Annotated in this window: 19 protein-coding genes; 11 read left to right on the forward strand and 8 right to left on the reverse strand. The window is 73.7% G+C overall.

Features of this window, described 5'->3' with window-relative positions; genetic code table 11:
* Window positions 1-86: 86 nt before the first annotated feature.
* Both AC069R_RS10775 and AC069R_RS10780 read left to right on the forward strand, forming a co-directional pair.
* Window positions 87-1,367 carry a hypothetical protein gene (locus AC069R_RS10775; protein ID WP_478766285.1) on the forward strand — a complete coding sequence of 427 codons (1,281 nt, stop codon included), beginning with the start codon at window positions 87-89 and terminating at the stop codon, window positions 1,365-1,367.
* 150 nt (window positions 1,368-1,517) lie between these two features.
* Window positions 1,518-2,045, forward strand: a complete 528-nt coding sequence (locus tag AC069R_RS10780; protein WP_478766287.1) for a DoxX family protein — start codon at window positions 1,518-1,520, stop codon at window positions 2,043-2,045.
* A gap of 666 nt (window positions 2,046-2,711) precedes the next feature.
* Here the strand turns inward: AC069R_RS10780 and AC069R_RS10785 are convergent.
* Entirely contained in the window at window positions 2,712-2,921 is a 210-nt protein-coding gene (locus AC069R_RS10785; RefSeq protein ID WP_478766288.1) for a hypothetical protein, read from the reverse strand.
* The gene (locus tag AC069R_RS10790) at window positions 2,908-4,539 is read right to left on the reverse strand and encodes a PspC domain-containing protein (RefSeq protein ID WP_478766290.1); all 1,632 of its coding nucleotides are present in this window, start codon (window positions 4,537-4,539) and stop codon (window positions 2,908-2,910) included. The genes AC069R_RS10785 and AC069R_RS10790 overlap by 14 nt, the downstream gene beginning before the upstream one ends.
* Window positions 4,540-4,760: 221 nt before the next feature.
* Between AC069R_RS10790 and AC069R_RS10795 the strand changes: the two genes are divergently transcribed.
* Window positions 4,761-6,050, forward strand: coding sequence for an ATP-binding protein (locus tag AC069R_RS10795; protein ID WP_478766291.1), 1,290 nt, complete (start codon window positions 4,761-4,763; stop codon window positions 6,048-6,050).
* Window positions 6,047-6,793: a LuxR C-terminal-related transcriptional regulator gene (locus tag AC069R_RS10800; RefSeq protein WP_478766293.1), complete on the forward strand. Its 747-nt coding sequence runs from the start codon at window positions 6,047-6,049 to the stop codon at window positions 6,791-6,793. The genes AC069R_RS10795 and AC069R_RS10800 overlap by 4 nt, the downstream gene beginning before the upstream one ends.
* Window positions 6,794-6,948: 155 nt before the next feature.
* Here the strand turns inward: AC069R_RS10800 and AC069R_RS10805 are convergent, their stop codons facing one another.
* The gene (locus AC069R_RS10805; protein WP_478766541.1) at window positions 6,949-8,034 is read right to left on the reverse strand and encodes a C40 family peptidase; all 1,086 of its coding nucleotides are present in this window, start codon (window positions 8,032-8,034) and stop codon (window positions 6,949-6,951) included.
* A gap of 340 nt (window positions 8,035-8,374) precedes the next feature.
* On the opposite strand from AC069R_RS10805, the gene AC069R_RS10810 reads away from it, so the two are divergent.
* Window positions 8,375-8,728 (forward strand): hypothetical protein, encoded by a 354-nt coding sequence (locus AC069R_RS10810; protein WP_397984432.1) that lies wholly within the window; start codon window positions 8,375-8,377, stop codon window positions 8,726-8,728.
* Here AC069R_RS10810 and AC069R_RS10815 read toward each other — a convergent pair.
* Window positions 8,706-9,695: a tellurite resistance/C4-dicarboxylate transporter family protein gene (locus tag AC069R_RS10815; protein WP_478766295.1), complete on the reverse strand. Its 990-nt coding sequence runs from the start codon at window positions 9,693-9,695 to the stop codon at window positions 8,706-8,708. The genes AC069R_RS10810 and AC069R_RS10815 overlap by 23 nt on opposite strands.
* Window positions 9,696-9,868: 173 nt before the next feature.
* Here AC069R_RS10815 and pcrA point away from each other — a divergent pair, with 173 nt between their 5' ends.
* Window positions 9,869-12,373 (forward strand): DNA helicase PcrA, encoded by a 2,505-nt coding sequence (gene pcrA, locus AC069R_RS10820; protein ID WP_478766296.1) that lies wholly within the window; start codon window positions 9,869-9,871, stop codon window positions 12,371-12,373.
* Window positions 12,374-12,449: 76 nt separating this feature from the next.
* On the opposite strand, the gene AC069R_RS10825 is transcribed toward pcrA, so the two are convergent.
* Both AC069R_RS10825 and AC069R_RS10830 read right to left on the reverse strand, forming a co-directional pair.
* Window positions 12,450-13,880 (reverse strand): M23 family metallopeptidase, encoded by a 1,431-nt coding sequence (locus AC069R_RS10825; RefSeq protein WP_478766298.1) that lies wholly within the window; start codon window positions 13,878-13,880, stop codon window positions 12,450-12,452.
* 207 nt (window positions 13,881-14,087) lie between these two features.
* Window positions 14,088-14,942: an esterase/lipase family protein gene (locus tag AC069R_RS10830; protein ID WP_478766299.1), complete on the reverse strand. Its 855-nt coding sequence runs from the start codon at window positions 14,940-14,942 to the stop codon at window positions 14,088-14,090.
* A gap of 248 nt (window positions 14,943-15,190) precedes the next feature.
* Between AC069R_RS10830 and AC069R_RS10835 the strand changes: the two genes are divergently transcribed.
* Window positions 15,191-15,613 carry a cobalamin B12-binding domain-containing protein gene (locus AC069R_RS10835; RefSeq protein WP_478766300.1) on the forward strand — a complete coding sequence of 141 codons (423 nt, stop codon included), beginning with the start codon at window positions 15,191-15,193 and terminating at the stop codon, window positions 15,611-15,613.
* A gap of 139 nt (window positions 15,614-15,752) precedes the next feature.
* Here AC069R_RS10835 and AC069R_RS10840 read toward each other — a convergent pair whose 3' ends face one another.
* Complete coding sequence (locus AC069R_RS10840; RefSeq protein WP_478766302.1) at window positions 15,753-17,387, reverse strand: DUF5691 domain-containing protein; 1,635 nt, start codon at window positions 17,385-17,387, stop codon at window positions 15,753-15,755.
* Between the two features lie 38 nt (window positions 17,388-17,425).
* A complete protein-coding gene (locus tag AC069R_RS10845; protein ID WP_478766303.1) occupies window positions 17,426-18,763 on the reverse strand; it encodes an SWIM zinc finger family protein in 1,338 nt (445 codons plus the stop codon).
* A 132-nt stretch (window positions 18,764-18,895) separates the two neighbouring features.
* Between AC069R_RS10845 and AC069R_RS10850 the strand changes: the two genes are divergently transcribed.
* From AC069R_RS10850 to sucC, 4 genes are all read left to right on the forward strand, one after another.
* Window positions 18,896-20,035 (forward strand): ATP-binding protein, encoded by a 1,140-nt coding sequence (locus AC069R_RS10850; protein WP_478766304.1) that lies wholly within the window; start codon window positions 18,896-18,898, stop codon window positions 20,033-20,035.
* Window positions 20,032-22,485: a DUF5682 family protein gene (locus AC069R_RS10855; protein WP_478766305.1), complete on the forward strand. Its 2,454-nt coding sequence runs from the start codon at window positions 20,032-20,034 to the stop codon at window positions 22,483-22,485. The genes AC069R_RS10850 and AC069R_RS10855 overlap by 4 nt, the downstream gene beginning before the upstream one ends.
* Complete coding sequence (locus tag AC069R_RS10860; RefSeq protein WP_478766306.1) at window positions 22,482-23,657, forward strand: VWA domain-containing protein; 1,176 nt, start codon at window positions 22,482-22,484, stop codon at window positions 23,655-23,657. The genes AC069R_RS10855 and AC069R_RS10860 overlap by 4 nt, the downstream gene beginning before the upstream one ends.
* A gap of 514 nt (window positions 23,658-24,171) precedes the next feature.
* Complete coding sequence (gene sucC / locus AC069R_RS10865; RefSeq protein WP_285561749.1) at window positions 24,172-25,350, forward strand: ADP-forming succinate--CoA ligase subunit beta; 1,179 nt, start codon at window positions 24,172-24,174, stop codon at window positions 25,348-25,350.
* Window positions 25,351-25,355 lie beyond the last annotated feature (5 nt).

Genomic DNA, 25,355 nt, shown 5'->3' on the forward strand with positions numbered 1-25,355 from the left:
ATGTACGGGAGTTGCACGGTAATGGGACGGCTCACCGAGGGGCCGGCGGCCGTGCCGCGAGGTCGCGGGGAAGGCGGGCGTCGGACGTGGCGGTGCAGGAGGCGAGAGAGGACGCGGACGCCGAGGGCGTCCACGAGGGCGGCTGCGGCTGCGGGGACTGTCCGCACGGCGCCCGCGAGGGACACCGGCGGGCCGTCGCCGCGTTCCTGCGGCGCCGCGACGAGTTCGCCGCCGGCCAGGGCCTGCCCGCCGCCGTGGCCTACTCGCCCTCGGCCTCCCGCCAGTGGGTCTCCGAGGAACTGACCCAGCGCGCGGAGGCCGTCGCCGAACGCGGCCGCGCCGAGGGCGAGATGTGGCTCACCCGGCTGTGGCTGCGGACCCTGTGCGCGGTGTGGGGCGCGGTCGTCGCCCTGCTGCTCGGCGAGGCGCTGACCGCGATCGGCGCCGGCTGGACCACCGCCCGCACCGCGGCCCTGCTCGCCGCCCTCCTCGTGGCCGGCGCGCTGAGCGCCGCCTGCTGGTTCCACCGGGCGCGCGGCGGCGCCCTCGCCCCGGTGATCGGCGAGGACCATCGCATGTCCACCTCCCGTTCCGTCGCCGTCTGCTGGGTCCTGTTCATCGGCTACGCCGTCCTGCTGCTCGCCGCCCGCCTGGCCGCCGCCTCCGGCCACGCCGAACGCGACGCGCTCATCTCGGGCCTCGACCTCGGCCGCGGCGCCGGCGTGGTGACCGTCCTCGCCGTGGTGTGCGGCATCGCCGTCCTGGTCCGCCGGGTGGTGGGCCTGCGCATCCTCGCCCAGCGGCTGCAGAAGGTCCCGGCCCACCGCCCGCGCGCCGCCGACCTGCTCACCGACGACTCCGGCCGGGGCGCCTTCACCGACATCCAGTACGTCGCCATCAGCGCCGTCGCCCTGGTCTTCGCCGCCGTACGGCTCGCCCGCCGCCCCGACCAACTGCCCGACCTGCCCTGGGGACTCGCGGTCGTCGTCCTGATCTCCGCCGCCACCTACCTGGCGGGCAAGTACGCGGAGGGCGGTCGCGCGGTCATCCTCTCCGTGGTCCGCGCCCGCGAACCCGGCGACCTGGACGGCCCGATCCGCACCGGCGACGACATCGAGATCCGCGGCACCGGCTTCGTCCCGCCCGGCGCCCAGAGCGCCGAACGGCTCTCCCGCATGGTCGTCCGCATCGGCGCCGTCGACGTCCATGTCCCGCTGGTCCCGGTCACCGGCGGCTTCCGCAACCCCACGGACACCGTCCTGACCGTCCCCGTCCCGGCCGACGTCGAGCCCGGCTCGGTGGAGGTCCAGGTGGTGACCGCGGCCGGAGTGCCGACCAACCGCTACACGGTCCAGATCACCGAGTGAGCGTCCTCCGCTCGCGATCCTCCTCTCATACGAACGCCTGAAATCCGGAAAAATCCCCAGGAGATGATTGAGCGTCTCCTCCTTGTCATACGTATGGTCGGGAGAACGGGCAGGCACAGCAGGGACAGCGGGCGAGAGGCGGCGGGCAGGATGACCGGTATCCGGATGGACACGCGCACCACGCGGCTGAACAGCCGCAACGGCTGGCGGGACACCGCCGCCCACTACGCCCTGCTGCCCCTGCGTGTCTTCCTCGGCGTCACCTTCCTCTACGCGGGCCTGGACAAGCTCACCGACAGCACCTTCATGAAGGCCGCCGGCGCAGGCTCGATCGGCGACACCATGCACGCGGCCCGCGGCACCGCCGCCTTCCCCGCCCTGATCGACCTCGCCCTGAGGAGCCCGGTCGGCTTCGGCTACGCCATCGCCCTCGGCGAACTCGCCGTCGGCGTCGCCACCCTCCTCGGACTGTTCGGCCGCCTCGCCGCACTGGGCGGCGCGCTGATCTCCCTCAGCCTGTGGCTGACCATGAGCTGGGCGACGGCCCCCTACTACTACGGCAACGACCTCGCCTACCTGATGGCCTGGCTCCCCCTGATCCTCGCCGGCGCCCCCTACCTCTCCCTGGACGCCGCCTGGCGCGCGCGGAGCCGACGGCGGACTTTCGGTTATCTGTAGGCGGATGGGGGCGGGGGATGGGGGCTGGGGCGGTTGGGGGGCTGGAGGAGCGGGCGGAGCGGGGCTTCGGGGCTGGGTGGCGGAGTCGGGGCGGCTGGGGGTGCGGCGCCGGGTTGTGGTGTCGGGCCGAGCGGGGTTGCGAATTCGGCTGGCCGGTGGTTGGGACGCCGGGTTGTGGAGTTGGGCCGGCCGGGAGTTGCGGAGTCGGCCGTGGGTCGGCGGTCCGTGGGCTGCCGTGGGTCGGCTGTCCGTGGGGTGCTGGGTACCGGGCCGCCAGTGCACCGGCCGTGTCGCCGTCCTGCCGTGCGGCCGGGTCGGGTCGTCCGCAGACAGAGTGGCTTGCCGCCGTGGCGTCGGTGGGACTGTCCGCAGGCAGAGCGGCTCGCCGCAGTGTCGCCGGGGCGGTCCGTCCGCCCGTAGTGGCTCGCCATCGCCCCGTCGGCCAGTCGGCGAACCCTGGAGCCCACCGACCTCTCAGCGCCGCCCACCCCCCAGCGTCGCCCAACCCCCCAGCGCGCCCGACCTCTCAGCGCGCCCGACCTCTCAGTGCCGCCCGACCTCCCGGCGTCGCCCGACCTCCCGGTGCCGCCCGACCTCTCAGCGCTGCCCAACCCCCCCAGCGCGCCCAGCCCCTCAGCGTTGCCCAGCTCCCGTCGCCCAGCCCCGCTAGCCCCGCTCGGTCCCGGTCCGTCCGCGTATCGCCCGGTTGAGTGCCGTCGTGACGCCGGCCAGGCACAGGCCGCCCGCCACCAGTGGGACGATCGCGAACCACGGGGTCTGCCACAGGCCGCCCGCGTCCCCGGCATACACCACCCCGGTCGCGACCAGGAACAACCCGGCGACCAGCTTCCCGGGCCGGAACTCATGGCGCAGCACGGTCCACCTCCACTTCTCCGGCCCCGACCTGGAGGGTGAGGTCCAGGGTGCCGCTGTCCTTTCCGCCCTTGGCCGGTGTCAGGGTCACCTCCCGGTGCCGTTGCGCCAGCACGTCCACGTCCTCTCCGTGTTCTCCCGGCAACTTGATGTCGCCCACGCCCACCTTGATGTTCATCCGCACCCTCGCGTCGGCCGGCACGATCACCTTCAGCCGGCCCGCCCCGATGTGCGCGTCCGTGGCGACGGTCCGCCCCCTGCCCAGGTGTATCCGGGTGAGGTCGAGGGTGCCCCGACCCGTCCCCAGCTCGTACGCCGGCCGGAGCTGCGCCGCGGCGCCGGGTATCCAGGACGTCTCCCGCCAGTGCGTGGTGATGTCGCGGGGCATCGCCGCCGCCCCGCCGAGCAGGGCTGCCGTGACGATCGCCAGGAACACCGTGCCCGCGCCGGTGCGGCCCAGGAACGAGCTGACCGCGATGCCCAGGCCGAAGACGGCCAGCGCACAGGCGAGTCCGGTCTGGAGGCTGGTGCCCAGCGCCTCGGTGTGCCAGGTCAGCCCGGAGCCCAGGCCGCCCGCCAGCAGTGCCAGCAGGAACACCGGGCCGCCTATCCAGCGCGGTCCGCGCGGCTTCGGGGGCGCGGGGTGTGCCGGCCGCGATGCGGCTCCAGGGTGGGTCCAGGGGAAGGCCAGGCGGACGTCGACGACCGAGAGCAGGTCTCCGTCCCGGACCCGCGCGTCGCCGGGGCCCCACAGATAGCCGGTGCCGCCGACATGCGTGCCGTCCTTGACGATCGGGTCCCGCCACCAGGAGGGATAGCTGATGGCGACCGGCGGCGCCTGTGCCTCCGGCGGTGCGTCGGCGGCGGCCTGCGCGGCCAGCGGGTCGGGGTCGGGGGCGCCGCGGCGCCGCGACCAGTAGCCGGCGCCGGCGAGCATCAGCGAGAGCACCGCGGCGAAGGCCAGCGCCCCGCCGTTTCTCAGCATGGTCAGGAAGGTCCCGCAGCCGACCAGGGCGAACAGCACCGCGGCCAGTGCCTGGCCGTCGACCCGGCCGGTCAGCAGCTTGCGCAGCTCGTTCTCCTCCTCGTCCTCGTACGGCACCAGAAGCCATACGAAGCCGTAGAAGATGAGACCGAAGCCGCCGGTCGCGGACAGGACGGCCAGGGTGATCCGGAATATCACCGGGTCCATGTCGGCCTGCCGGCCGAGCCCCGCGCACACGCCCGCGATCATCTTGTACCGGCGCCCGCGCCGGAACCGGTCGGGGGCGGTCTCGGCGGGGCCGGGCTGCCGCGCGGATTCCCGCGGCTGTCCCTCCTTCTGCCCCGGCCCCTTTCCACGCCCCAGGCCCTGCCTCCCTTCCTCTCCCCGCTCCCGCTCCTGCGCGTCGGCGGGGGTGCGGGAGTCCGCGTCCGCGCTGCCGGCCCTCTCCGCGCCGACTGTCCTCTCCGTCTTCTCTGTGCTGTGCGCGTCTGTGCTGTGCGCGCGAGGGACGGCGCCGCCGGTGGCCGCGCCCGTCCCTTCCGTCGCGGCGGGCGCGGCATCCGTCGGCCCGGTGCCCGGGGCCGGGCGCGGGCCGCCGGGTCCCGGACCCGTCGCGGCATGCTCGTGATCCGTCATGAGTCCATGGTGACGGCCGGTGCGGCGCGGCGGCAGTCGGGACAACCCTGGGCGAACCCTGAAATCGGCCCTGACGCGGGCCGGGGAACCGTTCGAGCGGCGCGGACCGGCCGGAGCCGGTACGGGAACGAGGCCCCCGATCCGGCCTCGGGGAAGATCAGGGGCGTCTCGGGGACCGACCCTGATGCCCCACCCCGGCCGGGCGTGTGACCATCGATGCCATGCCGGAAGCCGCAAGCCTGCCACTCGACGACCCGCGGCCGCCGCGCAAGCTCTACCGCAGCGGCGACGGACGCTGGCTCGGCGGAGTGGCGCGGGGTCTCGCCGGGCATCTCGGGCTGCCCGTCATCTGGGTCCGGCTCGCGTTCGTCGGCCTGTTCATGGCCAACGGCCTGGGCGCGCTGCTGTACGCGGCGTTCTGGTTCTTCGTCCCGCTCGGTGTCGGTGGCGTCGGGGAACAGAAGACGTCCCCGATCACCTCCGAGACCACGCCCGGCGGGCGCAGAAGACTCGTGGCCCGCAAGCCGGACCGGGGCCAGATGGTCGCACTGCTCCTCATGGTCATCGTGTCCATGGTCTTCGTGAGCAGCGTCAATCCGACCGGCGCGGCCAAGGCGTATCTCGTGCCCGCCGTGCTCGTCGCGGCCGGTGTCGCCCTCGTCTGGCGCCAGGCGGACAACGCCCGCCGGGCCCGCTGGGTCGAGGTCGGCAGGCACCGCCGCACCCTGACGCTGGTGCGCGCGGCCGCCGGTGTCCTGCTGGTCACGGCCGGCGTCTCGGCGATCTTCGTCCTCCAGGGGTCGGCCGCCCACCTCGGGGCCGTCCTCCAGGCCGCGCTCGCCGTCCTCGTCGGGATCACCCTGCTCGCCGGCCCGTATCTGGTCCGGATGACCCAGGACCTCTCCGAGGAGCGGCTGATGCGCATCCGTGCCCAGGAGCGGGCCGAGGTCGCCGCGCACGTCCATGACTCCGTGCTGCACACCCTCACCCTGATCCAGCGCAACGCGGACAACGCGGGCGAGGTCCGCCGCCTCGCCCGCGCCCAGGAGCGCGATCTGCGCACCTGGCTGTACAAGCCGGAGGGCACCGGCAAGGACGAGGCGGACGAACCGGATACGGTCGCCGAGGCGGTGCGGCGCAACGCGGCCGAGGTCGAGGACAAGCACGGGGTGCCGATAGAGGTGGTCGTCGTCGGCGACTGCCCGTTGGACGACCGGATCGCCGCGCAGATGCAAGCCGCGCGCGAGGCGATGGTGAACGCGGCCAAGTACGGTGGCGACGGCGGCGCCGTGCAGGTCTACGCCGAGGTCGAGGGCAGGACGGTGTTCGTCTCCGTGCGCGACCGTGGTCCGGGCTTCGACCTCGACTCGATACCCGCCGACCGCATGGGCGTCAGAGAATCGATCATCGGACGCATGGAGCGCAACGGCGGTACGGCCCGGCTGCGGGCGGTGCCGGGGGGCGGCACGGAGGTCGAGCTGGAGATGGAGAGGGCGGAGAAGACGGCATGAGCGACGCGACCGAGGCGAACGGCACGGCGGAGACGGCGGAGGCGACCGCGACCGGCGGGCTCGCCGACGGCGGTGCGGGCGGGCGGCACGTACGGGTGGTGCTGGTGGACGACCACCGGATGTTCCGCACCGGTGTCCAGGCGGAGATCGGCCGGACCGCCACGACCGGTGTCGAGGTGGTGGGCGAGGCCGCGGACGTCGACCAGGCGGTCACCGTCATCACCGCGACCCGGCCCGAGGTGGTCCTCCTCGACGTCCATCTGCCGGGCGGCGGCGGGGTCGAGGTGCTGCGCCGGTGCGCGGCGCTGATGGCGGGCGCCGAGCAGCCGGTGCGCTTCCTCGCGCTGTCCGTGTCGGACGCTGCGGAGGATGTGATCGGGGTGATCCGCGGCGGCGCCCGCGGCTATGTCACCAAGACCATCACCGGCACCGACCTGGTGGACTCGATCTTCCGGGTCCAGGAAGGGGACGCGGTCTTCTCCCCGCGGCTGGCCGGTTTCGTGCTGGACGCCTTCGCCTCCACCGACGCCCCGCCCGTGGACGAGGACCTGGACCGCCTCACCCAGCGCGAGCGCGAGGTGCTCCGGCTGATCGCCCGTGGCTACGCCTACAAGGAGATCGCCAAGCAGCTGTTCATCTCGGTGAAGACGGTCGAGTCCCATGTCTCGGCGGTGCTGCGCAAGCTTCAGCTCTCCAACCGGCACGAGCTGACCCGCTGGGCGACGGCGCGGCGCCTGGTCTGACCCCGGCGGAGCGGACCCCCGTGGAGCCGGGGCCGGAGGCGGCCCCCGGCACAGACCCGCACCTCCGCCTCAACACGGCCCGCACACCTCCGCCTCGCCCGGACCCGCACCCCCGCCCCTCCCACGGTCCGCACTCTCCCGCCCCACCCGGTCCCTCACACCACCCGCGTCGCCCCCGCGAAGGGCATCTCGTCGATCGGGGCCACGCGGACCGGGGCCGAGGGGTTGGGGGCGTGGATCATGCGGCCGTTGCCGATGTAGAGGCCGACGTGGCTGATGCCGGAGTAGAAGAACACCAGGTCGCCGGGGCGCAGTTCGGAGCGGGAGACGCGGCGGCCCGCGTCGATCTGGGCGTAGGTGGTGCGGGGGAGGGACACCCCGGCGGAGCGGTAGGCGGCCTGGACGAGTCCCGAGCAGTCGAAGGCGTGGGGGCCGGTCGCACCCCACACATAGGGGCTGCCGAGCTTGGCGAAGGCGTAGGCGACGGCCGCCGCGGCGCGGGAGTCGGGGGCCGTGACGCCCCCGGCCTGGGCCGACGCCTGCCGGGCGTCCCCGGCCGTCCCGGAGGCGTTGCCCGCAGCGGTGCCGTCGGTGTCATCGGTGCCGTCTGCGCCGGTCGCCTGGGCGCGTTGCGTCGGGGTCAGCTCGGCCAGCAGCCGCCGGGCCTCGGCCAGTTTGCCGGTGACGGTCTTCTTCTGCCGCTGCAGCTCCGCCTGATGGGACTTCAGGGACTTCAGCTCGACGCGGGCGGCGCCGCGCAGCCGCTCGATCTCCTGGAGTTGCCGGCGTACCCGGGACACGGCGGCGGTCTGCCGGTCACCGGCGCGTTCGGCGAGGGCGGCGTCGTCCAGGTAGCGGTCCGGGTCGCTGGAGAGGGCGAGTTGCCAGGCGGGGGCGATGTCCCCGGAGCGGTACTGCGCGGCGGCGAAGGTGCCGAGCGCGTCGCGGGCGGAGTCGAGCTGCTGCGTCTTGCGGGCGGCCTCGTCGCGCAGCGCGTTCAGCCGGCGTTCGCCCGCGTCGGCCTGCTCCTTGGCGCCGTCGTACTTCTGCGTGGCGGTCTCGGCCTCCCGGTACAGGGTGTCCACCTCGGTCCTCACCTGCGTGGGCGTCAGCCGGGGCTCGGCCTGTCCGGTGCCGTCGAAGCCCGTCGCGGTGGCCGCCCCCGCCATGGCGAGGATGGCCGCCGTCCGGGCCGTATGACCCCTGAACGGGTGCTGCCGTGGCCTGCGGTGCGCTGCCACCTGTGCCGTCACGTCCTTTCATACGACTGATGCGGCCGACATGGCCGTCGCGTGGGATGCGCACCCGGCGGTGGGATCGGGGTGCCTGGGGGAGGACGCTAGGCCGGACGGTGACGGGTTGGTAACGCACTGTGTGGAACTGACCCCGATGGGGCGGTATGTGTCCGGATGCGACCGAGACGCGAGGTGCGAAGCATCATCTTCGTGCAGTGTGGTGATCAAAGGGCGATAAGTGGTGAAAGGGGGAGTGGTGAGGTGCTATGGGAGCGCGTTCATGCCGGGTGCGCGTGACCGGGGGCGGTGACGGGAGGCCGCGGGGCGCTGGTTAGGCTCCCGCTCCATGGACGTACTCATCCATCTCTTCGTCGGCCTGCACATCATCGGCATCGCCGCGCTGCTCGGCGGTTTCCTCACCCAGATGAAGGCGATGGGCCAGGGCACGGCGCGGTTCGTGCCCGGAATGCTGCACGGCGCGCTGACCATGCTGGTCACCGGTGTGGCCCTGGTCGGGCTGAACCAGGCGCAGGGCGCCCACATCAACACCATCAAGATCGGTATCAAGCTGGCGCTGCTGATCGTGATCCTCGGGCTGGTCTACGTCAAGCGCGACGAGGAGCGGATCGACAAGGCGCAGTTCGGGCTGGTCGGCGCGCTGACCGCGACGAACATCTTCATCGCGGTGCTCTGGACCTGACCTCGCCGGACCCGGCGCGGGCCGTGCGCACCGCGTCGGCGACCGTGCCGGCGGCCACCCAGAGCCACCCCGCCACCGCCACCCAGACCAGCACGCGCCCTGGCCCCCTGAGCCAGGGGACCCCCACGGCGGTCGCGACGGACAGCATCGCCGCGGTCGTCATGCCGAGCGGGAAGACCGTCGCCCACCGGCGCTGGTCGTAGCGGAGCCGGGGCCGGGCCGCCTCGGCGACCAGCAGCACCACATAGGCCGCCAGGGACAGGGCGAGCAGCAGGACCGTCGTCGTGCGCAGGGTGTCGCGGTCGTCGTCGTTCCACAGATACAGCCCGCTCGTGTCCCCGGCGGTGAGCAGCCCCGCCCCGGCCAGCGCCGAGATGGCGAGCGCCCCGCCCGCGATCCAGTGGTCTCCGGGCCCCTCCAGCACCTGCCGCCCGTCGAAGCGGGGCAGGGCGAGGGCGTAGAGCACCAGGCCCAGCCAGAACAGCACCAGCGCGGTGTGCGCGAGCCACGCCGTGCGCTCGGCCGCCGCAAGCCCGGCGGCCGTCACGACGAGCCCCTGGGTGGCCACGCAGCACAGGAACACCGCGCCCGGCATGCGCGAGTCCCAGTGCCGTACGACGATCGGCAGCAGCACCGCCCAGAGTACCGCCGCGAGGGCCAGCAGCGCCTCGGCCAGGAGGTGCCCGCCCAGGATCGCGAGCCGGGAGGCCAGGACGGCGGTCGCGGCGGCGGCCGTGAGCGCCGCCGGGCTTCGCGCCTCGGCCGCCCAGCGCCCCCGGTCCAGGACCAGCCGGCGCCCGAAACCGATGCCCAGGAGCACCCAGACGGCGCCCGCCAGTGCCAGCGCCGCCAGGGAGAGCGCCTCGGCGCCGACCAGGTGCAGCCCCGTCGACACGATGGCGGTCGCCATCACGGCGGCCCCGGTGGCCGGCGACTGGCCCGCCGACCACCTACGCAGACCGGACATGCGCCCGATGCTAGGCAGGCTCGCGAGCCGGGCGCCGGGGGCACGCGCGCGGGGGCGCAAAAGCACCCGTACGGGACGGAGCCAGGGGCGGCATCCGTGATTCCCCCGGCTTTACCCTCGGGTTCCGGGGAGCGGGACCGGTTGTCGGTGGGGCGCCCTAGACTCGGAAGGCGATGAGCAGCCTCTTTGACGACAGCTTCCTGGCGGATCTCCAGGCCCCGCGTGGGCCCGAGGAGGAACACCCGCCACCGCCCGAGGACGATCATGCTCCGGAACCGGTTCCGGAGGATCTGTTCGGCGGGAAGTTCGACGTGCCGCCGGACCGGGACACCCACTACCGCGACGGCGCCCCGCGCCCCCCGATCGACGCGGCGGCCCTCCTGGAGGGGCTGAACGACAACCAGCGCGCCGCGGTCGTGCACGCCGGCTCCCCACTGCTCATCGTGGCCGGCGCCGGCTCCGGCAAGACGCGTGTGCTCACCCACCGCATCGCCCACCTGCTCGCCGCGCGGAATGTGCATCCGGGTCAGATCCTCGCGATCACCTTCACCAACAAGGCCGCGGGCGAGATGAAGGAGCGCGTCGAACAGCTCGTCGGCCCGCGCGCGAACGCCATGTGGGTGATGACCTTCCACAGCGCGTGCGTGCGCATCCTGCGCCGGGAGAGCAAGAAGCTCGGCTTCACGTCGTCGTTCTCGATCTATGACGCCGCCGACAGCAAGCGCCTGATGGCCCTGGTCTGCCGCGACCTGGACCTCGACCCCAAGCGCTTCCCGCCCAAGTCCTTCAGTGCCAAGATCAGCAATCTGAAGAACGAGCTGATCGACGAGGAGGACTTCGCGGCCCAGGCGGCCGACGGTTTCGAGAAGACCCTCGCCCAGGCGTACGCGCTCTACCAGTCGCGGCTGCGCGAGGCCAACGCGCTCGACTTCGACGACCTGATCATGACGACGGTCAACCTGCTGCGCGCCTTCCCGGACGTCGCCGAGCACTACCGCCGCCGCTTCCGGCACGTCCTGGTGGACGAGTACCAGGACACCAACCACGCCCAGTACGCGCTGGTCCGCGAGCTGGTCGGCACCGGCGAGCACGATCCGGACGTACCGCCCGGCGAGCACGACCTGCCGCCCGCCGAGCTGTGCGTCGTCGGTGACGCGGACCAGTCGATCTACGCCTTCCGCGGCGCGACCATCCGCAACATCCTCCAGTTCGAGGAGGACTACCCGAACGCGACGACGATTCTGCTGGAGCAGAACTACCGCTCCACGCAGACCATCCTGTCCGCCGCCAACGCGGTCATCGAGCGCAACGAGTCCCGCCGCCCGAAGAACCTGTGGACCAACGCCGGCCAGGGCGCGCGGATCACCGGCTATGTCGCCGACACCGAGCACGACGAGGCCCAGTTCGTCGCCGACGAGATAGACCGCCTCACGGACGCGGGCGAGGCGCGCGCCGGTGACGTCGCCGTCTTCTACCGCACCAACGCCCAGTCCCGTGTCTTCGAAGAGGTCTTCATCCGCGTCGGCCTGCCGTACAAGGTCGTCGGCGGGGTCCGCTTCTACGAGCGCAAGGAAGTCCGGGACGTCCTCGCCTACCTGCGCGTCCTCGCCAACCCCGAGGACACGGTGCCGCTGCGCCGCATCCTCAACGTGCCCAAGCGGGGCATCGGCGAGCGCGCCGAGGCGATGATCGACGCCCTCGCCCAGCGCGAGAAGATCAGCTTCCCGCAGGCGCTCAAGCGGGTGGACGAGGCGTACGGCATGGCCGCGCGCTCCACCAACGCGGTCAAGCGCTTCAACACGCTGATGGAGGACCTGCGCACCATCGTGGAGTCCGGCGCCGGACCGGCCACGGTCCTGGAGGCCATACTCGAACGCACCGGCTACCTGGCCGAGTTGCAGAACTCCACCGACCCGCAGGACGAGACCCGTATCGAGAACCTTCAGGAACTCGCCGCCGTCGCCCTGGAGTTCGAACAGGAGCGCGGCGAGGGCGAAGCGGCCCCGGACGCCCCCGCCGCGGGGGCCACGCTGGCCGACTTCCTGGAGCAGGTCGCCCTGGTCGCCGACTCCGACCAGATCCCCGACGAGGAGGACGGCGACGGCGTCATCACCCTGATGACCCTGCACACCGCCAAGGGACTGGAGTTCCCGGTCGTCTTCCTGACCGGCATGGAAGATGGCGTCTTCCCGCACATGCGCGCCCTCGGGCAGGTCAAGGAGCTGGAGGAGGAACGGCGCCTGGCGTACGTGGGCATCACCCGCGCGCGGGAGCGGCTGTACCTCACGCGGGCCGCGATGCGCAGCGCCTGGGGGCAGCCGTCGTACAACCCGCCCTCCCGCTTCCTGGAGGAGATCCCGGCCACGCATGTGGACTGGAAGCGCACGGGGGCGACGGCGCCGGTGTCCTCCGGGCCCGCGTCCGGTATCGCGGCCTCGCTGTCCTCGTCCCGTTCACGCTCCTCGGCCTCCGGCGCGTCCGGCTTCGCCACGCGGCGCACCGCGGAGAAGCCGGTGGTCGGGCTGTCCGTCGGGGACCGGGTCACCCACGACCAGTTCGGGCTCGGCACGGTCGTCGGGGTCAAGGGCACGGGCGCGAACGCGGAGGCGACGATCGACTTCGGCGACACCAAGCCGAAGCGGCTGCTGCTGCGGTACGCGCCGGTGGAGAAGCTGTAAGCGGGCAGGAGAAACAAGCGGGCAGGCGAAAGGGGCCCGCGCCGACCGGCGGGGCCCCTTTCGTCCGTGCCTCTGTCTACGTGGGGTCGAGCCCGTGGCTGCGCAGCCAGGGCAGCGGGTCGACCGCCGCCCCGCCGCCGGGCCGCACCTCGAAGTGCAGGTGCGGGCCGGTGGAGTTGCCGGAGTTGCCGGAGTCGGCGATCGGCTGGCCGGCCTTGACGGTCGTACCGGGGGCGACGACGTAGCGGGAGAGGTGGCAGTACCAGGTCTGCGTGCCGTCCTTCGCGGTCAGGATCAGCATGTTGCCGTAGGCGCTGTTCCACTTGGTGGCGACGGTGCCGTCGGTCGCGGCCATCACCGTGGTGCCGTAGGCGACGGGGAAGTCGATGCCGGTGTGCACGGACATCCAGTTGACGCCCGCCTGGCCGAAGTAGGCGCTGAGCCCCTTCTGGAGGACCGGCAGCACGAACTTGGGCCGCAGCCGTTCCTTCAGCGCGGCCGCCGCGGCCGCCTTCTTCTTCTCCTGCTCCTGCTGCTGCTTGAGGTCGATCCGCTCCTGGGTGCGGCTCGCCCGGTCGGCGAAGTCGTCGGCGCCGGCCGACAGCCCCCTGAGCTGGGTGTCCAGCTTGCTGTTGGCGATCGAGGGCTGGACCGCGTGCGCGTCCGAGGCGGAGGCGGTGGTGTCGGTGGAGCCGCCGTCGTGCAGGGCGCCGACCGAGGCCGCGGCGATCCCGGCGACCCCCATCACACAGGCCGAGGGAACGGCCACGGTCAGCAGCGCGGAGCGCTTCGCGGGCGTACGACGCCGGGAACGCGCCCCGGCCCGCGCTCCCGCGCGCCCACCCGAGGAGGCCGGAGCCGGCGCGGGCTCCTGCTGTTCCTCCAACAGCTGCGGTACGGAGGCGAGTTCGCCGGTCCCGTCCAGGTCCCCGAACCCCTCGAAGGTCGCGGTCTCCTGCTGGTCGAAGGGCACGGTCTCCTGCTCGGGGTCCGTCGCCGCGGCCGGGTCGCCGGAGTTCCACTGCGTGGCGTCGTACGCGCCCGTGTCGAAGGTCTGGGTGCCCCACTCCCACTGCTGAGTGGCGTCGGCGGCGCCGGACTGGTCGGGGTGCAGCCAGGCGCCCGTGTCCCACTGGCCGCTCACCTCGTCGCCGGTGGCCTGCGCGGGGAAGGTCCAGGCGGTGCTGTCGTAGGCGCCCGTGTCGTAACCGGCCTGCTGCTGGTGGGCGTAGACGCCGTAGGCGGGGGTCTGGCCGGTGTCGGCGTGCCATGGGCCGCCGGCATATTCACCCGTGGCGTGAGTTTCGCCGGGGAGGTGGCCGTAAAGCGGGTCCCGGTCGAAACCCCCGGCGGGGCCGCTGCTGAAACCGGTGGCGTCGTGGCCGCCGTACGTGGTGAAGTCGTCGTAGGGGACTTCCGGAGTGCCGTACGACGCCGGGGGCGCCGCGGAGGCGTCGGAAGCCGGGGCCGGGGTGGTCAGGGTCCCCGACGGGTGACGGTCGTTCACCAACTTCTCTTTCGCCTCGACAACAGGGGCTGCCAGAGCAGTGCGGCGACTGTACCCGGCGGTCTGCGGGCGCGACAATCTTCGACCGGTTCCGCGTGGGCCGGAAACGGGCATTCGGCCTTGTTTCGGGGGTACCCGACCTGAGTTTGGCTTTCTGTTCGATGTGTGTTCGATGTCAGTCGGCTGTGCGACGCCCCTGTACGACCCTCATGCCACGGTCAGGCCGTTCGCGGGCCGCTCCCCGGCGTCGGCGAAGTCCAGCGCCTCGCGTATCCCGGCCGCCACGGCGGGGTGCACCGGCAGCGCGAGATGGCCGATGCCGGTCACCCGGATGTTGCGCGCGTCGAGGTCGGGGTGGTCGAGGCAGGCCGTCTCCAGCGGGTCCATCAGCGGGTCCAGGTCGCTCCAGAAGCTGACGAACCGGGTGCGGCAGCCGGGTGCGGGACGGCCCAGCTCCTCGATCACCCCCGAACCCGGACGCATCTGGCGCACGATGGGATGAGCGTCGGCCAAGGGTGCGACGCGGGTGCCCGAGTGCGGGGTGCCGAGCGTGACCAGCGTGCGGACCCGCAGGTCACCGCCCATGCACTGGACGTAGTACCGGGCGATCAGACCGCCGAGGCTGTGCCCCACGACGTCCACCCGGTCGCTGCCGGTGCGCTCGCAGATCTCCTCCACATGCCGCCCGAACAGCTCGGCGGCGGTGCGGATGTCGCAGGTCAGCGGGGAATAGTTGAGCGATTCCACACGCTGTCCGCCGTGCTGGGCCAGGCTGCGGCGCAGCAGCACGAAGACCGAGCGGTTGTCGATGAAGCCGTGCAGCAGCACGACCGGGGGGCTGGGGCGGACGGGCAGCCGGGCGGTGCCGCCGGCCACGGGCGCGGGAGCGCAGCGCTCCTGGAACAGGCCGGTCGGGTACAGCAGGACGTGTCCGGCCAGGATCGCGGCGTCCAGGGCGGTCGCCTTCAGCAGCGTCACCGACAGCCCGGCCAGTCTGCCGGGCCACAGGCGCCGGCAGTACGAGTACGGGGAGAAGAGTGGCACTACTCCGGTGACCTTCATGGCCGACCTCCCGTCGGCACACCGGAGGACGGCTCCATCCCCCGTGTGCCTGTATGTCCCACTCAATGAATTCCCCGTCGTCGCGCACCGTAAAACCGCCGGGCGCGGGATGCTGGAGACAAGGTCCGTTCACCCCGCGACGGGTGGCGGGGCGCCCCGTAGGTGCGGTACTTGTCGGAGGGCGGCGGCGAGCGTCTCCGCCGGCCGCGTGAGGTGGCGCGGGACATGGTCGTGCGAGGGAGGCAGTGATGGGTGTGGCAGCCGGTCCGATCCGGGTGGTGGTCGCCAAGCCGGGCCTCGACGGCCACGACCGGGGGGCCAAGGTCATCGCGCGCGCCCTGCGGGACGCCGGGATGGAGGTCATCTACACCGGGCTGCACCAGACGCCCGAGCAGATCGTCGACACCGCGATCCAGGAGGACGCCGACGCGATCGGCCTGTCCATCCTCTCCGGCGCGCACAACACTTTGTTCGCCGCGGTCATCGACCTGCTCAGGGAGCGCGACGCCGAGGACATCCTCGTCTTCGGCGGCGGCATCATCCCGGAGGAGGACATCCCGCCGCTGAAGGAGAAGGGCGTCGCGGAGATCTTCACTCCGGGGGCGACGACCGCGTCGATCGTGGAGTGGGTCAGGCAGAACGCGCGCCAGCCGGCGGCGTCGGGGGGATGAGGCGAGGTGGGGTGATGTGAGCGGGGGGACTGCGGGCTGGGGGCAGCGTGACCGTGGGATGAGGTGGGCGGCCCCACCCCCACTCCAGGTCGGCCCCGCCTGCCCCGTCCTGCCTCACCCCCCTTCCCCTTGTCCCGCCTCACCCCGCCTCGGCCGCCTCCGCCGGTCTCAGTTCGTCGGCCATCGCCGTCCGCAGCCGTAGCGTGGTGACCAGTCGCTGGAACGCCTCGGACCAGTAGCCGCCGGCGCCCGGCGCGGCGTCCTCGGGTTCGTCGGGTATCGCCAGCAGGGACTGCAGGCGGGCGGCCTCGGCCGGGTCCAGGCAGCGTTCCGCGAGGCCCATCACGCCGCTGAAGCTCCAGGGGTAACTCCCGGCGTCCCGCGCGATGTTGAGGGCGTCCACGACGGCCCGGCCCAGCGGCGCGGACCACGGCACCGCGCACACCCCGAGCAGCTGGAACGCCTCCGACAGGCCGTGCGTCGCGATGAACCCGGCGACCCACTCGGCGCGTTCCGCCGGCTCCAGCGTGGCCAGCAGCTTGGCCCGCTCCGCCAGGGACACCGCGCCCGGCCCGCCCGCCTCCGGTGCCGACGGGGCGCCGAGCAGCGCCCGAGACCACCGCGCGTCCCGCTGCCGCACCGCCGCCCGGCACCAGGCCGCGTGCAGCTCGCCCTGCCAGCCGTCCCCCACCGGCAGCGCCACGATCTCCCGCGCGTCGCGCCCGCCGAGCCGGCCCGTCCATATGCCGAGCGGCGCGGCCTCCACCAACTGCCCCAGCCACCAGGACCGTTCGCCACGCCCGGCGGGCGGGGCGGGCACCACGCCGTCGCGCTCCATGCCGGAGTCGCACTCGTGCGGCGCCTCCACCACGATCACCGGGCCGTCTCCCGAACGGTCCAGGGCCACACACGCCATGGCCCGTACGGCCATCCGTCCGGCCAGGGCCGAACCCGGCAGCGCCGACAGCAGCTCCGCCGCCGTGGCCCGGACGTTGCGGCTGCGGTCGCCCAGCGCCTTCTCCAGGAACGGCTCGTCCGCCGCGGACAGGCCCGAGCGCAGCGAGTCCAGGAACATCAGCCGGTCCTCCGCCCGCTCCGTCGCCCAGGTCCCGGCCAGCAACTCGCGGGCCCGCTCGGGCATACGGGCCCGCAGCGCGCCCAGCAGGGCCACCCGCTCGGCGAACAGGCCCTCCTCCCACAGCCGTCGTACCGCCTCCGCGTCGCCGGGATCCGGGAGCGCCGCGCCGCCGCCGGGGGCCGAGCGCAGGGCGAACCGCCAGTCCGGGTTGAACCGGGCCAGCCACAGCGCCCGCGGCCCCGCGAAGGCCAGCGCCGCCGGACGCAGGTCCGTACGGCCCCGAGCCGCGTCCAGCAGCGCGGGGAGCGCCTGCGCGGGGGCCGCGTACCCGTGCGCGTTGGCCGCCGCGAGCCACTGCGGGAGCAGCTCCATCAGGTCCGGGGAACTGCCCCGCCGCCCGCCGCCGGAGCCGCCGGAACGGTCGGCCAGCAGCGACGCCAGCCGGCCGGCCGCGGCCGGGGGCAGCGCCGGGCGGGGATCCCCGGGCGCCCGCTCCGGCCGCCGCCCGGCCGGTGCGGTCCGCAGCCCGGCCCGCCGGCGTACGGTCGCCTCGGCGGCCGCGTCCAGCAGGGCGACGGGGGCGGGCCGGCCGGGTGCGAGCCGCGCGGGCGGGCGCCGGTCGGTGCCGAGCAGGGCGGTGGTGACCAGGTCCTCCCAGTCGTCCACGGCGTCCGGGTGGGCTGCGGTGCCGTTCATCGCGTTGTCATCCCTTCGGGTGGAGTGGGGCGGGGCGGTCAGCACAGCGGCACCGCCTCCCCGCCGCCCTCCGGCCAGGCCGTGAGCGGGGTGAAGCCCCGGTGGCCGCACTCGCCGAAGACCGTCACCGGGGCGCCGCCGGACAGGGCGAGCAGGCGCCACAGGCCCGGACGGGAGCGGGCGGAGCGGGACAGGGGCAGGGCCGAGTCCGCGTCGGCGTCGGCCAGTTGCCACTGTTCGCCGTCCGGGACCGGGACGACCCGCTCCAGGACCGCCGGGACCGACTCCAGCCAGGGGTCCTCGCACAGGGCGGTGCCGTACCGGGCCACCGCCTCGGCGGTGCCGGCGCCCCGCAGGCGCAGGCCGGCCGGAGCGGGCGCGGCGAACCGCTCGCCCAGCGCGGCCCGCGGCTGACCGGCACCCGGATACGCGGACAGCTCGGCGTCCAGGGCGAGACCCACCGGCAGGGACAGCTCCGGGGCCCGGCCGCCCGCGCCGTAGGACAGCAGCAGCCGGATGCGGTGCGACGCGGTGCCGTACAGCCATATCCGCCGGGTCGTCAGTTTCGCGTCCGCCGTGTCGTACTGGGCGAGGACCAGCCAGCGGTCGCGCTCGGGCGGGCCGTCCGCCGGGGCGGGCAGGCCGAGCCGGGAGCGGACCGTGGCCGCGAGGGGCTCCGGCAGCCGGTCGCGGCGCAGCCAGCCCTGGTCGAGCAGGTGCACCAGCGCGCACTCCTCCAGCAGCCGGGCCGGCCAGCCCGCGCCGGACCCCGGTATCGCCCCCAACTCCCGCACCCGCGCGGCCAGTCCGGGCGCCTGGGCGTCGACCATGCGGGCCGCGGTCTCCTCCCACAGTCCGTACCCCGCCTGCTCGGCCGTGGCGAGGCCGCCGCGCAGCAGGTCGGCCAGGCGCTGCTCCAGCTCGGACGCGCCCGCGGTGACCCGCTCGGCCCGGCGCTCGGCGCGGCGCCGGGCCGCCTCCGGATCGGCGGCCGCACCACCACCGCCCTCCGGCCGCTTGTCCCGCGCGCGCTCGCGCCGGCCCGCGAGCCACTGCCCGGCCCAGTCCGGCGGCTCGGCGCACACCGGCACCGAGCCGTCGCCGCCCGCCCACAGCAGAAGCAGCCCGAGCGCGTGCTTGCACGGGAACTTACGGCTCGGACAACTGCATTTGTACGCGGGCCCGTCGAGGTCGACCACCGTCTGGTACGGCCTGCTGCCACTGCCCTTGCACAGCCCCCACACCGCCCCCTTCCCGCTCCCCGCCCCGGACCACGGACCGGCCGTGCCGAGCCTGCTTCCCGCTTTGCGTGACGCGGCGTCAGGCGCCAGTGCCAGCACCTGGTCCGCGGTCCAGCGCACCCCCTGCTCAGTCATGTCTCCGACGGTAGATCCCACCACTGACAATCCGCCCTGCGCGGGCGTTTGCGCTGGTCAGAGCGATTGTCAGTGGTGTGGTTCATCGTTGGTGGCAGATCCGAACCGGCCGAGCTGGAGGGGGCCTCAGCCATGTCAGCCAACCTTGCGTCCACGCCTTCGACGTCCGCCGCACCGCACGCGGGCGAGAACACGGCGGCTCTGCGGCCGCACGCCGAGCAGGCGTTCGCGGACGAACTCGCCGCGCTGGCCGCGCAGGACGACCGGCCGCGCCCGGCCCGCTGGAAGCTGTCGCCGTGGGCGGTGGCCACGTACCTGCTCGGCGGCACCCTGCCGGACGGCACGGTGATCTCGCCGAAGTACGTGGGGCCGCGCCGGATCGTCGAGGTCGCCGTCACCACGCTCGCCACCGACCGCGCCCTGCTGCTGCTCGGCGTGCCCGGCACCGCCAAGACCTGGGTGTCGGAGCATCTGGCCGCCGCCGTCAGCGGCGACTCGACCCTGCTGGTCCAGGGCACCGCCGGCACCCCCGAGGAGGCCATCCGCTACGGCTGGAACTACGCGCGCCTGCTCGCCCACGGCCCCAGCCGCGACGCCCTCGTGCCCAGCCCGGTCATGCGCGCCATGGCCGAGGGCATGACCGCCCGCGTCGAGGAGCTGACCCGCATCCCGGCCGATGTGCAGGACACCCTCATCACCATCCTGTCCGAGAAGACCCTGCCCATCCCGGAGCTGGGCGAGGAGGTCCAGGCGGTGCGCGGCTTCAACCTCATCGCCACCGCCAACGACCGCGACCGGGGGGTCAACGACCTCTCCAGCGCGCTGCGCCGCCGCTTCAACACCGTCGTGCTGCCGCTGCCGGAGAGCGCCGAGGCCGAGGTGGACATCGTCACGCGCCGCGTCGAACAGATCGGCCGCTCCCTCGACCTGCCGGCCGCGCCCGACGGGACGGCGGAGATCCGCCGCGTCGTGACCGTCTTCCGCGAACTGCGCGACGGCCTGACCGACGACGGCCGTACGAAGGTGAAGACGCCCAGCGGCACCCTCTCCACGGCCGAGGCGATCTCCGTGGTGACCAACGGCCTGGCGCTCGCCGCCCACTTCGGCGACGGCGTGCTGCGCCCGGCGGACGTGGCCGCCGGCATCCTCGGCGCGGTCGTCCGCGATCCGGCGGCCGACCGGGTGGTCTGGCAGGAGTACCTGGAGACGGTCGTGCGCGAGCGCGAGGGCTGGACGGACTTCTACCGCGCGTGCCGGGAGGTGAGCGCATGACCGGCGCCGGTCCGCTGCTGCTGGGGGTGCGGCACCACGGGCCCGGTTCCGCCCGCGCGGTGCGGGCCGCCCTGGACGCCGCCCGGCCCGCCACCGTCCTGATCGAGGGGCCGCCCGAGGCCGACGCGCTGATCCCGCTGGCCGCCGACCCGGATCTGCGGCCGCCGGTCGCCCTGCTCGCCCATGCCGTGGACGAGCCCGGCCGCTCGGCGTTCTGGCCGTTCGCCGCGTTCAGCCCGGAGTGGGTGGCCGTGCGCTGGGCCCTGGAGCACGGTGTCCCGGCCCGCTTCATCGACCTGCCGGCCGCCCACACCCTCGCCTGGGACACCGGAATCCCGGCCGGAGAAGGGGAGTTGAGCGAGGCTGCCGAGGACGAGCAGATCCGGGTCGACCCGCTCGCCGCGCTCGCCGGGGCCGCCGGGTACGACGATCCCGAGCGCTGGTGGGAGGACGTCGTGGAGCACCGGGGAGCGGGGGAGCGGGATCCCTTCGCCCCGTTCGAGGCGCTGGCCGAGGCCATGGGCGCGCTGCGCGAGCGGTATGGCGCGGGCGGGCATCACCGCGACCTGGTCCGCGAGGCGCAGATGCGGCTCGGACTGCGCGCCGCGCGCAAGGAGTTCGGGGACGCGGTGGCCGTGGTGTGCGGGGCCTGGCATGTGCCCGCGCTGCGCGAGAAGACGACCGTCACTGCCGACCGGGCGCTGCTGAAGGGGCTGCCCAAGGTCAAGGCCGACCTGACCTGGGTGCCCTGGACGCACCGCAGGCTGGCCCGGTCGAGCGGCTACGGCGCGGGCATCGACTCGCCCGGCTGGTACGGCCATCTCTTCCACGCCCCCGACCGGCCGGTGGAACGGTGGCTGACCAAGGTGGCGGGGCTGCTGCGGGCGGAGGACCGGATCGTGTCCTCCGCGCATGTCATCGAGGCCGTACGGCTCGCCGGCACCCTCGCGGCCCTGCGCGGGCGCCCGCTGCCCGGCCTGGGCGAGACCACCGACGCGGTGCGCGCGGTGATGTGCGACGGCTCGGACGTGCCGCTGGCGCTGGTGCACGACCGGCTGGTGGTCGGGGACGCCCTGGGGGAGGTGCCGGAGTCGGCGCCCGCCGTGCCGTTGCAGCGGGACCTGGTGCGGCGGCAGCGCGCGCTGCGGCTCAAACCGGAGGCGCTGGAGCGCGAGCTGGAGCTGGATCTGCGGGGGGACACGGACGCGGGCCGCAGCAGACTGCTGCACCGGCTGCGGCTGCTCGGCATCGACTGGGGGCAGCCGGGCCCCTCGCGGGGGAGCACGGGCACCTTCCGGGAGACCTGGCGGCTGCGCTGGGAGCCGGAGCTGTCGGTGCGGGTCGCGGAGGCGGGGGTGTGGGGGACGACCGTGGCCGCGGCGGCGCGGGCCAGGGCGGAGGCGGACGCGGCCACCGCGGACACCCTCGCGGATGTCACGGCACTCGCCGAACGGTGCCTGCTCGCCGGTCTGTCCGACGCCCTGCCCGCGGTCATGCGGGCGCTCGCCGACCGCGCGGCCCTGGACACGGACGTCGGCCACCTCGCCCAGGCGCTGCCCGCCCTGGTCCGCTCCCTGCGCTACGGCGACGTGCGCGGCACCGACACCCGCGCACTGGCCGGCGTCGCGGCCGGCCTCGCCGAACGGATCTTCGTCGGCCTGCCCCCGGCCTGCACCTCCCTCGACGCCGACGCGGCGGAGCGGATGCGGGGCCATGTGGACGCGGTGCATACGGCGGTGGGGCTGCTGGGGGAGGCTCTGGGCGGTGCGGGGGTCGCGGCCGATGCGAGTGCCGGGGCGGTGAGCGATGCCGGCGGGGATGGGGCGGGCGGACGGGGCGGTGGCGGAACCCGCGCCGGTGGTGGCGCGGCGGGGTCCTCGGCGCCCGGCGCCGGTGCCGGTGTCCGGGGGCTCGATGGGCTGCGGGACCGGTGGCGGGGGGTGCTGCGTGGTCTCGCCGGGCGGGACACCGTTGCCGGGGTGGTCCGGGGGCGGGCGGCGCGGCTGCTGCTGGACGAGGGGGAGCTGGGGGCCGGCGAGGCGGCGCGGCTGATGGGGCTCGCGCTGTCGCCGGGAACGCCGCCCGGTGACGCGGCCGCGTGGATCGAGGGCTTCGCCGGCGGCGGGGGCGGCATGCTGCTGGTGCACGACGAGCGGCTGCTCGGCCTGGTCGACAACTGGCTGACCGGGGTGCCGGCGGAGGCGTTCACCGACGTACTGCCGCTGCTGCGGCGCACCTTCGCGGCGTACGAGCCGGGGGTGCGCAGAACCCTCGGTGAACTGGTGCGGCGCGGACCCGGAAAGCGGACCGGTACGGCGGCCCACGGGCCCGGCGCTCCCGGTTTCGCCGCCGAGCCGGACACCGGGCGCGCCGACGCCGTGCTGCCCGTGCTGCGGCTGCTGCTCGGGACGACGACCGACGACAAGAACCTCACGGGGGTGGGCGCATGACGACCGGGACGGCACCGACGCCATTCCAGGATCCGGCGCGCGAGCGGCTGCGGCGCTGGCGGCTCGTGCTCGGCGGCGAGCAGGCCGACGGCACCGGATGCACGCTGTCCGGGCGGGACACGGGGATGGACGGGGCCCTGGCCGCGCTCTACGGCAAGGGGGACAAGCCGCGGTCGGGCCGGGAGCGCGCCGCCGGGCTCGGGGCCTCGGCGCCGTCCGTGGCGCGCTGGCTCGGGGACATCCGCACCTACTTCCCCTCCTCCGTCGTCCAGGTCATGCAGCGCGACGCCATCGACCGGCTCGGACTCTCCGCCCTGCTCCTGGAACCGGAGATGCTGGAGGCGGTGGAGGCCGACGTGCACCTGGTCGGCACGCTGCTCTCGCTCAACAAGGCGATGCCGGAGACGACGAAGGAGACGGCGCGGGCGGTGGTGCGCAAGGTGGTGGACGACCTGGAGAAGCGGCTCGCCACCCGCACCCGCGCCACCCTGGCCGGCGCCCTGGACCGCAGCGCGCGCGTCAGCCGGCCGCGCCACCACGACATCGACTGGAACCGCACCATCGCGGCCAACCTCAAGCACTACCTGCCCGAGTACCGCACGGTCGTCCCGGAGCGGCTCATCGGCTACGGGCGGGCCGCGCAGACCGTGAAGAAGGAGGTGATCCTCTGCATCGACCAGTCCGGCTCGATGGCGGCGTCCGTCGTCTACGCGTCCGTCTTCGGCGCGGTCCTCGCCTCCATGCGGTCGATCAGCACCCGCCTGGTCGTCTTCGACACGGCGGTGGCCGACCTCACCGACCAGCTGGACGACCCGGTGGACGTCCTCTTCGGCACCCAGCTCGGCGGCGGCACGGACATCAACCGGGCGCTCGCCTACTGCCAGGGCCACATCACCCGGCCCGCCGAGACCGTCGTCGTGCTGATCAGCGACCTGTACGAGGGCGGCATACGGGACGAGATGCTCAAGCGGGTGGCGGCCATGAAGGCGTCCGGGGTGCAGTTCGTGACCCTGCTCGCGCTGTCGGACGAGGGTGCGCCGGCCTACGACCGGGAGCACGCGGCCGCGCTCGCCGCGCTCGGCGCCCCGGCCTTCGCCTGCACCCCCGACCTGTTCCCCGAGGTGATGGCGGCGGCACTGGAGAAGCGGCCGCTGCCGATACCGGAGGCGTAAGGGAGGGGCGGAACCGGGAACCCGTGTGGCGTAGGCGGCGTCGGAGGGGGCAGCGGGTAGCCGGCACCTCCGCCCGCCGCCCGGACACCTCGCTCCGCGGGGCGGCCGCACCCGGTCGGCCGAACGCCATCGGTCCGGCGGGGGCGAGCCCCGCGGGTGGGGCGGGTGGTCCCCATTGGGGTGGGGATCAACCGTTGCGGCCCCGGCGCCATCGGGGCCGTCCGGAGGCCTCACCGGGTCAACCCCAGCCCGGTGAGGCCTCGTACCCGCCGGTAGGACGAGGAGGGCGCGGCACGGCGTGCCAGAGAACCCGGCATCATGTGACAGGTATCACCGCTCGCGTGTGACCCTCGATTTAGGGAGCCCCCGCAAGCGGCGATAACCTGCGAGACGGACATGCCGCGCGCTCGGACACCGTGTGCGCCCCCCTAGTGACAAGCGGACGTCACGTTGCCCTTCGCGGCACGCCCACGCATCCAACGAACCGCGAGATCACTGATAGGGACGGAAGCGCGTGGACCTGTTCGAGTACCAGGCGAGGGACCTCTTCGCCAAGCACGATGTACCGGTGCTGGCCGGTGAAGTCATCGACACGCCTGAGGCGGCGCGCGAGATCACCGAGCGTCTGGGCGGCAAGTCCGTCGTCAAGGCGCAGGTGAAGGTCGGTGGTCGTGGCAAGGCCGGCGGCGTCAAGCTGGCCGCCACCCCGGACGAGGCCGTCGCCCGCGCGACGGACATCCTCGGCATGGACATCAAGGGCCACACGGTCCACAAGGTGATGATCGCCGAGACCGCTCCGGAGATCGTGGAGGAGTACTACGTCTCCTTCCTCCTCGACCGTGCGAACCGCACCTTCCTCTCCATCGCGTCCGTCGAGGGCGGCATGGAGATCGAGGAGGTGGCGGCCACCCGCCCCGAGGCCGTCGCCAAGACGCCGATCGACGCGATCGACGGTGTGACCCCCGAGAAGGCCCGCGAGATCGTCGCGGCCGCCAAGTTCCCGGCCGAGGTCGCCGACAAGGTCGCCGACGTCCTGGTCAAGCTGTGGGACACCTTCATCAAGGAGGACGCCCTCCTGGTCGAGGTCAACCCGCTGGCCAAGGTCGCCTCCGGCGACGTCATCGCCCTGGACGGCAAGGTCTCCCTGGACGACAACGCCGAGTTCCGTCACCCGGACTTCGAGGCGCTGCACGACAAGGCCGCGGCCAACCCGCTGGAGGCCGCCGCCAAGGAGAAGAACCTCAACTACGTCAAGCTCGACGGTGAGGTCGGCATCATCGGCAACGGCGCGGGTCTCGTCATGAGCACCCTGGACGTCGTCGCGTACGCCGGTGAGAACCACGGCGGCGTGAAGCCCGCCAACTTCCTGGACATCGGTGGCGGCGCCTCTGCCCAGGTGATGGCGAACGGCCTGGAGATCATCCTGGGCGACCCGGACGTCAAGTCCGTCTTCGTGAACGTCTTCGGTGGCATCACCGCCTGCGACGAGGTCGCCAACGGCATCGTGCAGGCCCTGAAGCTCCTGGAGGACCGCGGCGAGAAGGTCGAGAAGCCGCTCGTCGTCCGCCTCGACGGCAACAACGCCGAGCTGGGCCGGAAGATCCTCACGGACGCCAACCACCCGCTGGTGCAGCGCGTCGACACCATGGACGGCGCGGCCGCGAAGGCCGCCGAGCTGGCCGCCGCCAAGTAAGCACG

It is taken from the genome of Streptomyces sp. NPDC043952 (assembly GCF_056435325.1).